The organism is Saccharopolyspora flava, assembly GCF_900116135.1.
Classification (GTDB): Bacteria; Actinomycetota; Actinomycetes; order Mycobacteriales; family Pseudonocardiaceae; genus Saccharopolyspora; species Saccharopolyspora flava.
Genome location: NZ_FOZX01000001.1, coordinates 774,804 through 785,661 on the forward strand (window position 1 = coordinate 774,804; position 10,858 = coordinate 785,661).

The 10,858-nt window shown below is 69.8% G+C and carries 10 protein-coding genes; 2 read left to right on the forward strand and 8 right to left on the reverse strand.

Annotated elements, in window-relative coordinates; all coding sequences use genetic code 11:
* Nucleotides 1-21: 21 nt before the first annotated feature.
* The 4 genes from atpB to BM424_RS03560 all read right to left on the reverse strand — a co-directional run bounded on the left by atpB (nucleotide 22) and on the right by BM424_RS03560 (nucleotide 3,576).
* Complete coding sequence (atpB, locus tag BM424_RS03545; protein ID WP_093413629.1) at nucleotides 22-801, reverse strand: F0F1 ATP synthase subunit A; 780 nt, start codon at nucleotides 799-801, stop codon at nucleotides 22-24.
* 275 nt (nucleotides 802-1,076) lie between these two features.
* A complete protein-coding gene (locus BM424_RS03550) occupies nucleotides 1,077-1,541 on the reverse strand; it encodes a Cg1360 family ATP-synthase-associated protein (protein ID WP_093413630.1) in 465 nt (154 codons plus the stop codon).
* Nucleotides 1,541-2,707, reverse strand: coding sequence for a glycosyltransferase family 4 protein (locus tag BM424_RS03555; RefSeq protein ID WP_093413632.1), 1,167 nt, complete (start codon nucleotides 2,705-2,707; stop codon nucleotides 1,541-1,543). The genes BM424_RS03550 and BM424_RS03555 overlap by 1 nt, the downstream gene beginning before the upstream one ends.
* A gap of 218 nt (nucleotides 2,708-2,925) precedes the next feature.
* A complete protein-coding gene (locus tag BM424_RS03560; RefSeq protein ID WP_093413633.1) occupies nucleotides 2,926-3,576 on the reverse strand; it encodes an L-threonylcarbamoyladenylate synthase in 651 nt (216 codons plus the stop codon).
* A 197-nt stretch (nucleotides 3,577-3,773) separates the two neighbouring features.
* Between BM424_RS03560 and BM424_RS29045 the strand changes: the two genes are divergently transcribed.
* The gene (locus tag BM424_RS29045) at nucleotides 3,774-5,408 is read left to right on the forward strand and encodes an alpha/beta fold hydrolase (RefSeq protein ID WP_217649616.1); all 1,635 of its coding nucleotides are present in this window, start codon (nucleotides 3,774-3,776) and stop codon (nucleotides 5,406-5,408) included.
* 115 nt (nucleotides 5,409-5,523) lie between these two features.
* Here the strand turns inward: BM424_RS29045 and prmC are convergent, their stop codons facing one another.
* The 3 genes from prmC to rpmE form a co-directional block, all read right to left on the reverse strand.
* Complete coding sequence (gene prmC / locus BM424_RS03570) at nucleotides 5,524-6,396, reverse strand: peptide chain release factor N(5)-glutamine methyltransferase (RefSeq protein ID WP_093414615.1); 873 nt, start codon at nucleotides 6,394-6,396, stop codon at nucleotides 5,524-5,526.
* A 10-nt stretch (nucleotides 6,397-6,406) separates the two neighbouring features.
* Nucleotides 6,407-7,474, reverse strand: coding sequence for a peptide chain release factor 1 (prfA, locus tag BM424_RS03575; protein ID WP_093413635.1), 1,068 nt, complete (start codon nucleotides 7,472-7,474; stop codon nucleotides 6,407-6,409).
* A 127-nt stretch (nucleotides 7,475-7,601) separates the two neighbouring features.
* A complete protein-coding gene (gene rpmE, locus BM424_RS03580) occupies nucleotides 7,602-7,814 on the reverse strand; it encodes a 50S ribosomal protein L31 (protein ID WP_093413636.1) in 213 nt (70 codons plus the stop codon).
* 311 nt (nucleotides 7,815-8,125) lie between these two features.
* Between rpmE and BM424_RS03585 the strand changes: the two genes are divergently transcribed.
* Nucleotides 8,126-8,467 (forward strand): hypothetical protein, encoded by a 342-nt coding sequence (locus tag BM424_RS03585; RefSeq protein ID WP_245775582.1) that lies wholly within the window; start codon nucleotides 8,126-8,128, stop codon nucleotides 8,465-8,467.
* A gap of 175 nt (nucleotides 8,468-8,642) precedes the next feature.
* Here BM424_RS03585 and rho read toward each other — a convergent pair whose 3' ends face one another.
* Nucleotides 8,643-10,547 carry a transcription termination factor Rho gene (rho, locus tag BM424_RS03590; RefSeq protein ID WP_093413639.1) on the reverse strand — a complete coding sequence of 635 codons (1,905 nt, stop codon included), beginning with the start codon at nucleotides 10,545-10,547 and terminating at the stop codon, nucleotides 8,643-8,645.
* Between the last annotated feature and the right edge of the window lie 311 nt (nucleotides 10,548-10,858).

Consider the following 10,858-nt stretch of genomic DNA (forward strand, 5'->3'; position numbering starts at 1 on the left):
TTCTTTATTTGTGTCAGGCCGTCAGTGGCCTTCGGCCAGTGCCGCGCCGATGAAGTTGGCGGTCAGCAGGGCGAAGATGTAGGCCTGGAGCACCTGGATCAGGGCTTCGACAAAGGTCAGGGCGATAGCGAAGGCGAACGCCACCACGGAGATGGGCTTGAACGCCACGCTGGCTTCCATGAGCAGGTACTCACCGCCGAGCGTGAACACCAGCAGGATGAGGTGCCCGGCGAACATCGCGGCGAAAACTCGGACCGCGAGCGCGGCCGGCTGCGCGATGAACTTCTGCAGGAACTCGATCGGTGCCAGCAGGATGTAGATCGGCTTCGGGACCCCGGGCGGGAACATGATGTGCTTGAAGTAGCCCAGGAAGCCGTGGCGAGCGAACCCGACCCCGTGGAACACCAGGTACACCACGGCGGCCAGCGCGATCGGGAAACCGATCTTGGACATCGTGGGGAACTGGATGATCGGGATGATGCCGAAGAGGTTGTTCACCAGAACGAACGTGAACAGCGCGAAGATCAGCGGCACGAAAGGACGGAAGTCCTTGGCGCCGATCTGCTCCCGGGCGATCTTGTTCCTGCTGAACTCGTAGGCGAACTCGGCCACGAACTGACCCTTGCCCGGAACCAGCTTCAGGTTTCGGGTGGCGATCAGGAAGTAGGCGCCCACGATGATCGCCGAAGCGATGACGAGAACCATCGGCTTGGTGACTCCGCCGGCGATCGGCGGGAGGAAAAAGCTATCGGCGCCCGGCGGCTGGAATGTTCCGCCTTCGGCCAGCATCAGCGCGCCCAACTGGGCTCCTTCCGGTTCTCCCGGCCGAACTTCACTCTTCCGGGGGAATCGTCACGTTTTGCACTTAACGTACCTGATACGCGATCCGGCACGCGGAGGGGCCCACCCCACCTAGTGTGGTCTCAAGGGCCGGCCTCCTGGTGCCCTTCAACCCGCTGTGCAGGGAAGGCTTGCGGGTCAGACCTTACCAGCGGGTACGTAGCCAACCGACATGCTGGTCGGCTACCCCTGCGATTCCACCCGTCCGCAGGCCCGGATTACGCCGTGAGAACGGTTCAGTTACCCGGAATGATGGTCGGGATCCTGGTGCGTTTGAAGGCCACGACCTCCGCACCGGCCCACACCATCACGGTGGCCAGCATCGTGAACGCCAGCGACTCCCGGTGGATGACGTCGATGCCTCCCAGCAACGTCATCACCACCAGCAGCACCAGCATCTTGCCCACGTAGCCACCCAATGCGACAACCATCACAAACTGCGGGTTCATGCCTCCGGAGAACCGCATCAGCCAGATGGTCAGCAACGAGGACCCGAACGCCACGACCCCACCGATCAGCGCCCCGACCAGCCCGGGAACACCGACCAGCACCGTCGCCACGATCGCCCCGATGACCACCGTGGCCGCACCCGGCCACACCGCGGTGCGCAGCATCGCCGAGGCCAGCCTGCGCACGACCTCGGCGTGCGGGTTCACCGGCTCGGACTGCTCACCGGTGGCGGGCTCGGGTGCTTCGCTCATCAGGACTCTCGATCGGCTCGGGTTCGCATGCGCGGAATCACCGAAATGATAGCGGCCAGCAGCACGACCAGTGCCACGACCCAGCCCACGACCCACGTGTTGAACAGCGTCAACGACACCGCGCCGAAGGCGATCACCGCCGCCCACAGGTACATCAGCAGCACCGCGCGGCGCTGCGAGTGACCGATCTCCAGCAACCGGTGGTGCAGGTGCATCTTGTCGGCGTGGAAGGGGCTCTTGCCCGCCTTCGTCCGCCGCACCACCGCCATGATCAGGTCCAGCAGCGGCACGAACAGCACCGCGGCCACCACCAGCAGCGGCGACAGCAGCGCGATCGTGTCGCCCGGCCCGGAACCGGTGTAGATGATGCGGCCCGAAGCCGAGGTGCTCGCCGTGGCCAGCATCAGGCCGATCAGCATCGACCCCGAGTCGCCCATGAAGATCTTCGCGGGCTGGAAGTTGTGCGGCAGGAACCCCAGGCAGGCACCGGCGATGGCGGCCGCGATCAGCGCGGGCGGGTAGGCGTTGACGTCGCCGTTCTGCCGGTCCAGCACGCTCAGGCAGAACACGAACGTCGCCGTCGCCGAGATCAGGCCGATGCCCGAGGCCAGCCCGTCCAGGCCGTCGACGAAGTTCATCGCGTTGATCATCGCCACGACCAGCAGCACCGTCAGCAGCTGCCCCTGGTTGCTGCCCAGCACCAGCAGCTGGCCCACGTGCCCGTCGGTGCCGCCCCACGGCACCCAGAACACGAACCACTGCACACCGGAGAGCACCAGGATCCCGGCCGCGGTGACCTGACCGGCGAGCTTGGTCAGCGAATCCAGCTCGAACCGGTCGTCGAGCGCGCCCACCAGCACGATCAACCCGCCGGCGATGAGCACCGCCAGCGAATCCTTCGAGTAGGCGAACCCGCGGGACAGCGCCGGCAGGTTCGCGGCCAGGAAGACCGCGGCCACCACGCCGCCGTACATCGCGACGCCGCCCATCCGCGGCATCGGCTTGACGTGCACGTCCCGGACCCGCGGGTAGGCCACCGCGCCCACCCGGATGGCCAGCAACCGGACCAGGCCGGTCAGCAGGAAGGTCGTGACCGCCGCCGTGAGAAGTACCAGCAGGTACTCACGCGCGGGCAGTCCGACCGGGGCGAAGGGTGCGTAGTCCATGCCGGTGGCTCACCCGCGCTGCGGCGCGCGGTCGAAGTCCAGCCCCCAGAACGGAGTAATCAAACCCGGCGCTCCTCGTCGCTAGAGAATCACGGTCCCGCACCGGCGTCGCCGCGGCGCCTGGCACCCGCGCGGCGAGACCGCCGCCCGCCCCGACCCGGGACGGCAGGTCCGCACTGTTTGCGGTCTAACGCTATCGATCGCGCCACCGGGTCCGTTCACCGGTCCGCTTCGAGCTCCACACCGAGCACGTCGGACAGCTCGGCCCTGCTCACGGCGCCGTCGCGGAGGATCCGCGGCGTCCCCTGGGTCAGGTCCACGATGGTCGAGGCCACCGGGTCCCCCGACGGCCCGCCGTCCAAGTACACCTGCACCCGGTCGCCGAGCTGCTCCTCCGCCTCGGTGACGTTGCCGGCAGGCGGCTGACCTGTGCTGTTGGCGCTGGACACCGCCATCGGGCCGACCTCGCGCAGCAGGTCCAGCGCCACCGGGTGCAGCGGCATCCGCAGGTTCACGGTGCCCCGGGTCTCGCCCAGGTTCCAGTTCAGTGACGGTGCCTGCGGCAGCACCAGCGACAGCCCGCCCGGCCAGAAGGCCTCGATGAGCGCACGCGCCTGGTCCGGGACCGACATGACCAGGCCGTCCACCGTGGACCAGGACCCGACCAGGACCGGGACGGGCATGTCCGGGCCCCGCCCCTTCGCCGCCAGCAGCGATCGCACGGCCTCGGCGTCGAAGGCGTCGGCGCCGATCCCGTAGACCGTGTCGGTCGGCAGCACGACGAGCCCGCCGGCGCGGACCGCGTTCGCCGCGGCGGCCAATCCCGCCTCGCGCTTGTCCGGACTGCTGCAGTCAAAAACGGTGCTCACCCCACGAATCCTGACACGCCACGCCGAAGCGCCTGCGGGTGGTGCAGCAGATCACCGTCCCGGGCATCCTGACTAGTAACGCCGGAGCATCGGCCCGAGATCAATTCGGGTGTGGTCGTGGACACGAAACGAGCCCGGCCTCCCACGCGTCTGCCGGACACGGGCGCCGATCGAGCACAGAGATGAGGAGAGCGCTGATGACCGCCCCACCCCAGGGTGTCGAGGTCGACCAGATCGAATTCCCGGCCGGCAAGGTCCGCTACTACAAGGCGGGAACCGACGGTCCACCCATCGTCCTGCTGCACGGGGGTGGCCCCGACAACGCGCTGCTGAGCTGGCGCCACACCATCGGCGCCCTCGCCCCCGACCACCGCGTCTACGCCCCCGACCTGCCCGGACAGGGCGGCAGCACCGAATGGCGCGGGCGCGGCAACCAGCGCACCTTCGAGGAGGTGCTGCGCTGGCTGCTCGACGCCTGGCAGGTCCCGCAGGCCATCCTGGTCGGCCTGTCGATGGGCGGCAGCATCGCCGCCGGGTTCACGCTGCGCCACCCCCAGCGGGTCCGCGCGCTCGCCCTCGTCGACAGCACCGGCGTGCAGCACCGCATGCCGCACCACCTGCTGACCTACCTGCTGATGCGCACCGACCTCAGCGGCCGGGTCGCCGCCAAGCTGCTGCGCGGCAACCGCGCCCTGGTGCGCACCGCCCTGGACAAGGTGTTCTTCGCCGACCCCTCGTCGGTTCGCGACCTGGACGCCGTCGTCGAGGAGATCGGCGCCGAGGCCCGCGCCCGCCGCTCGGTGTTCGCCGACTGGCACGCCGACGCCATCAACCGGCGCTCGATGAGCATCAACCACCTGCCGCAGCTGGACCGGATCACGTGCCCGGTGACCGTCATCCACGGCGAGAAGGACGCCCTCGTCCCGGTCGCCTCCGCGCAGGCCGTGGCGGGCGCGATCCCCGGCGCCCAGCTGCGGATCATGCAGCAGGCCGGTCACTGGCCCAACCGGGAACGACCCACGGAGTTCAACGCCCTGCTCCGCGAGTTCGTCAACGCGCTCGACACCCCGGCTCCCCCGGCGTCGGCGACCTCAGGCCCGGCGGCCTTGGGCCCGGCGACCGCGGGCCCGCAGCGCGATGCGAGCGCGGAGGCCCCCACGCAGCGGATGAAGGCCCCCTCCGGCTCGCAGGACACCGCCGAGGCCGAGACGCAGATGTTGAAGATCGGCACCGGCAGCACCCCCGCTTCCGAGGACGACGCGGACGCGGCGAAGCCGGACGAGGACACCACCGGCAAGCCCGCGACCGACTCGGGAAGCACCGAGACCGCCGACGAGGCCTCCGGTGACACGAAGGCGACCGCCGACGCACCGACCCGGTTCATCAAGGTCGACTCCCCGTCGAAGGACGAGGACGACGCACCGGCCCCAGCCGACGAGCCCCAGGAGCCCGACACGGCCGAAGAGCCCGAGACCGCCGAGCACGCGGAGGTCGAAGAGGACGTGAAGGCCGAGGAGGACACCGCGACCGAGGCGACGGAGGACGCCGAGGAAGCGGAAGCTCCCCGGAAGCCGGAGCCAGCGCCCGAACCGGAGACGACGAAGGCAGCGGCGGAACCAAAGCCCGAAGCCGAACCCGCCGACTCCGACACCTCACGCACCGAACCGGCGAACGACACCGACGACGCGACCACCGACACCGACTCGGCCAGCACCGACGCGAAGGCCACCCCCGCGGACGACGAAACCGAGAAGCCCGAGGCCGCCGAGAAGGCGACCGACAAGCCGAAGAAGACCGAGTCCGAGGGCACCGACGGCAAGCCCGTGAGCTGAGCAAGGGAACCTTTCGCTCACCACCGCGCTCACGCCACGACCTTCATCGCAGTGGTGGACCGGGACGGTGACAGGAAGGTTCCCTTGCTCCGTGCGGAGCAAGGGAACCTTCCTGTCACTCCGGCTGGGTGCGGCGGGCGGTGGCGAAGCGGGGGCGACCGGCGAGGTCCGGGTGTTCCCGGACGTCGGTGAGGACCCTGCGGGCGCGCAGCAGCGCGGGCACCGAGCCGCCGTGCGTGTCATCGTGCTCGATCGCCACACCACCGCCCGGCTTGAGCAGGCGGGCCGCGCAGGCCACCACGTGACGGACGACGTCGAGGCCGTCGCGGCCGCCGAACACCGCCTCGTGCGGATCGTGGTTGCGGACCTCGGGCGGGACCGGGGTCCCGTCCGGCACGTACGGCGGGTTGCAGACGACCAGGTCGACCAGGCCCTCCAACTCCATGAACAGCATCGGGTCGGTGACATCGCCCGAGTACAGGGTGATCGGGCCGTCGCCGGCCGCCGCGCGCCGCTCGGCGTTGCGCCGGGCCCACGACAGCGCGGTCGGGTCCTTCTCGACCGCGTGCACCGAGGCGTCCGGGCGGGCGTGCGCCAACGCCAGCGCCAGCGCTCCCGAGCCCGTGCACAGGTCGACGATCGTGGGCTTGTCGACGCCCTCGATGACGCTGCCGCCCCACTCCAGGAGCAGCTCCGTCTCCGGGCGGGGCACGAACACACCGGGCCCGACCTCGAGGTTCACCGCACCCAGGTGCGCCTGCCCGGTCAGGTGCTGCAGCGGAACCCGCGCGGCGCGGCGCCGCACCAGGTCCTGCAGCGCCTGCACCACCGGCGGGTCGACCAGCGGCACCATCATCAGCTTGGTGCGCTCGACGCCGAGCAGGTGCGCGGCGAGCAGCTCGGCGTCGGTGCGCGGACTTCCCACGCCCGCCGCCGCGAGAGTGCGCTCGGCCTCCAGGATGGCCAGGCGCAAGGGCTGTCGGGTCACGTCGGTCAGCTTAGAGCGCGAGGCGCTCGGCGCGATCCGCAGCCAGCAGCGCGTCGAGCACCGCCTCCAGGTCACCGTCGAGAACGTGATCGAGGTTGTACGCCTTGTAGTTGACCCGGTGATCGGAGATGCGGTTCTCCGGGAAGTTGTAGGTGCGGATGCGCTCGGAGCGGTCGACCGTGCGGACCTGGCTGCGGCGCGTCTCCGACGCCTCCCGCTGGGCCTCCTCCTCGGCCGCCGCCTGCAGCCGGGCCTTGAGCACCTGGATGGCGCGCAGCTTGTTCTGCAGCTGCGACTTCTCGTTCTGGCAGGACACCACGATGCCGGTCGGCAGGTGGGTGATGCGCACCGCCGAGTCCGTGGTGTTCACGCTCTGCCCGCCCGGTCCGGACGACCGGTAGACGTCGATGCGCAGGTCCTTCTCGTCGACCTCCACCTCGACCTCCTCGGGCTCCGGGTAGACCAGGACGCCCGCCGCGGAGGTGTGCACGCGGCCCTGCGACTCGGTGACCGGGACGCGCTGCACCCGGTGCACGCCGCCTTCGAACTTCATCTTCGACCACACGCCATCAGGGCTGTTGTCGCCGGCCTTGGCCTTGAGCGAGACGGTGGCGTCCTTGTAGCCGCCGAGATCGGACTCGGTGGAGTCGAGGACCTCGGCCCGCCAGCCCTGGCGCTCGGCGAACCGGAGGTACATGCGCAGCAGGTCGCCGGCGAACAGCGCGGACTCCTCGCCGCCCTCACCGGACTTGACCTCGAGCACCACGTCGGAACCGTCGTGCGGGTCGCGGGGCAGCAGCAGCTCGGTGAGCTTGTCCTCCAGCTCGGGGAGGCGCTCGGCGAGCCGCTCGGCCTCCTCGGCGAAGCCCTCGTCCTCAGCGGCGAGCTCGCGCGCGGTCTCCAGGTCGGAGCGCGTCTCGTCGAGCTCGCGGGAGGTGCGGATGATGGGGGTGAGCTCGGCGTAGCGGCGGCCGAGCTTGCGGGCGTTCGCCTGGTCGACGTGCACGCTCGGGTCGGCCAGCCGCTTCTCCAGATCCTCGTACTCGGCCAGCAGACCTTCGAGCTTCGATGTCTCCACGGGGCGACCCTTTTCCTGACGGCTTGAAGTCGGTCTCGACGCAGCCGCCCCCGGTCGAGACGGCCCTCACGCAATGACGGCGCCCGCCCTCGCGCGTGGGAGCGGAGGGCGGGCGCCGTCGGCGCAGCTACTTCTTGCGCTTGCCGTACCGGGCCTCGAAGCGGGCCACGCGGCCACCGGTGTCCAGGATCTTCTGCTTACCCGTGTAGAACGGGTGGCAGTTCGAGCAGACCTCAACGGTGATCTGACCGCTCTTGCGGGTGCTGTGGGTGGTGAAGCTGTTGCCACAACCGCAGTTGACCTGCGTCACCACGTACTCGGGGTGAATGCCACTCTTCAACGGCGTTTCCTCTCAACTTGGCCGCCGGGTCCACGCGCACCTCGCGACGTGGTGAACCGGGACCGGAACCAGCCTTCGATTGTGCCAGACCACGGCACGCGACCTGCAACGCAGGTGTTCGGACCAGTATTCCCGGAGCCGTTCGTCGCACCAGCTCGACCGCCCGGCGCAGCGGAGCAACCGCCCGGCGAGGCCGGGTCGCGCCCCGGATGCAGAACTCCGTGAACGCCGTTCATCATCGTCGGGTGCTGTTCTGCGCTGCCCTGGGAAGACTCACGGTCCGGTCGTGGGTGTTCCTTCCCCTGCTCTTCTTGGGCAGCGCCACCGGGGTCGCCGCGCTCATCGATCTGATGCTGCAGACCGAGCCGACCGTGGCGGGCGACCTGTCGCTGTCGGCTCCCCTGCTGTTCGGCTTCGCCGGCGGGCTGGCGCTGTTCAGCGCCGGCCACGTCAAGTGGAGCTTCCGCTGGCAGCGCCTGAGCCTGCGCGTCGCCTACCCGCTGGTGATGCTCGCCTGCGCGGTCGCGATGGACGTGTTCACGCTCCCGATGGGCGCCGCGCTGATCATCGGCCCGATCGCCGCCCTGCTGCTCGCGGGGCTGCTCGTTCGTTCCCGCCAGACCCGCGACGAGGCCGACTGCCTGCCCACCTGAACCGGCCCTGACCGGTGCAAGGGAACCTTCCTGTCACCACGCGCCCCGGCAACGGCACGAGGCCCCCTTCCTGCCGCGCACCGAGCTGAGCAAGGGAACCTTCCTGTCACCCCGGACCGCAAACAGGGCCCGCCCCCCTCTCGGGTGCGGGCCCTGTTCTGCCGGTGGGGACGGGTCAGTCGTCGTCCTTGCCCGGGGTGTTCTTGGCGACCTGCATCAGGAACTCGATGTTGGTGCGCGACTTGCGGAGCCGGTCCTGCAGGAGTTCCAGCGCCTGCTGCGCGTCGAGGGCGGCGAGCACCCGGCGCAGCTTGTGGGTCACGGCCAGCTCGTCGGGCGAGAGCAGGATCTCGTCCTTGCGGGTGCTGGAGGAGTCCACATCGACCGCGGGGAACAGTCGCTTGTCGGCGAGCTTGCGGTCCAGCTTGAGCTCCGCGTTACCGGTGCCCTTGAACTCCTCGAAGATGACCGTGTCCATCGTCGAACCGGTCTCGACCAGCGCCGTGGCGAAGATCGTCAGCGAGCCGCCGTTCTCGATGTTGCGGGCCGCGCCCAGGAACCGCTTCGGCGGGTACAGGGCGGTGGAGTCCACACCACCGGACAGGATGCGCCCGGACGCCGGGGCCGCCAGGTTGTAGGCGCGGCCCAGCCGGGTGATCGAGTCCAGCAGCACGACGACGTCGTGGCCCATCTCCACCAGGCGCTTGGCGCGCTCGATGGACAGCTCGGCGACCGTGGTGTGGTCCGACGGCGGGCGGTCGAAGGTGGAGGCGATGACCTCACCCTTGACCGAGCGCTGCATGTCGGTGACCTCTTCCGGACGCTCGTCGGCCAGGACGACCATCAGGTGGCACTCGGGGTTGTTCGTGGTGATCGCGTTGGCGATCGCCTGCAGCACCATCGTCTTACCGGCCTTGGGCGGCGAGACGATCAGCGCGCGCTGCCCCTTGCCGACGGGCATGACCAGGTCGATGATCCGGCCGGTCAGGTTCTGCGGCTCGGTCTCCAGGCGCAGGCGCTCGTTCGGGTACAGCGGCGTCAGCTTGTGGAACTCGGAGCGGCTCTTGGCGGCTTCGGGCTCCAGGCCGTTGATCGAGTCCACCCGCACCAGCGGGTTGAACTTCTGCCGCTGCTGCTCGCCCTCGCGGGGCTGGCGGATGACGCCCTTGATGGCGTCGCCGCGGCGCAGCCCGTACTTGCGGACCAGCGACAGCGAGACGTAGACGTCGTTCGGCCCGGCGAGGTAGCCGGAGGTGCGCACGAAGGCGTAGTTCTCCAGCACGTCGAGGATGCCGGCGACGGGCAGCAGCACGTCGTCCTCGCGGACCTCCGGCTCGCCGCCCTCGCCGCGACCGCGGTTGCGGCGGCGGTCGCGGAAGCGACGTCCCCGGCCCCTGCCGCGGCCCTCGTCGTCATCGTCCTGCCGGTTGTCGCGATCCTGCCGGTCCTGCCGGTTGTCCCGGTTGTTGTCCCGGTCCTGCCGGTTGTCGCGGTTGTTGTCGGACTTGCGCTCGGCGTTGCCGCCGCGCTGGTCGTCGGCACCGCCCGACTCGGTGCTCGCGTTGTTGCGCCCGTTGGAGCGGCGACGGCGGTTGTTGCCGCGGCGGTTGTCGTCCTCGCCGCCGCTGTCGCCGGACTGCCGACGGGTGCGGGTGCGCGCGGGGGCGGAGCCGTTGTTGTTCGACTCGGCCGCACCGTCGCGCGACGCGGTGTCACGGCCCTCGCGCGGGGCGGTGTCACGGGAAGCGTTGTCGCCCTCGCTCGCGTTGCCGTCGAGGGTCGGCTGGCTGGCCTTGGCGGGGGATTCTTCGCTGCGCACCTGGGCCTTCTTCGCGGTCGAGCGGGTTCGCGGCGCAGTGCTGCCGCCACCCTGCTTCTCCTTGATCGCGGCGATCAGGTCGCCTTTGCGAAGGCCTCCGGTCTCGATCCCCAGTTCCCCCGCGAGTTGGCGCAGCTCGGCAAGAACCATGCCGGAAAGTCCGCCGCGTCGCCGCGGAGTGCCGTTGGCCTCGGCATCCTGCTGGCCAGCAGATGAGGTGCCGTTGGCGGCCTCGCTGCTCAACAGTTCGGTGTTGCTCACGAATGTCCTTCCTGACCGGACCGCGCCTCCTACGCGACCCAGCGGATTGCCCGCCCGCTCATCTGAGTGCGGACGGCCGGTATGTGCTACCAGCCCTGTCGCCGGTCGGATTCGCCCCTCGGGCACAGCATTACCGACTTCGGCGTTGGCTCGGGGAACCAGCAGCACCGGGCAGTGGGAGGCACCCGGCTCGCGTGGTCCATGTGCGACGCATCCACTCCGATCCACACGTGCCGATGCACGTCCTGCCGCCTCATTCCAGGAATCCCCGACTCTCGGATTGCCCCGGTGGTGAACCGGGAAACTTCAGG

Bases quoted from the DNA above. Each gene is read 5' to 3' on its own strand.
- BM424_RS29045 (WP_217649616.1), top strand. From the start codon at position 3,774: ATGACCGCCCCACCCCAGGGTGTCGAGGTCGACCAGATCGAATTCCCG.
- BM424_RS03555 (WP_093413632.1), bottom strand. From the start codon at position 2,707: ATGGACTACGCACCCTTCGCCCCGGTCGGACTGCCCGCGCGTGAGTAC.
- BM424_RS03550 (WP_093413630.1), bottom strand. From the start codon at position 1,541: ATGAGCGAAGCACCCGAGCCCGCCACCGGTGAGCAGTCCGAGCCGGTG.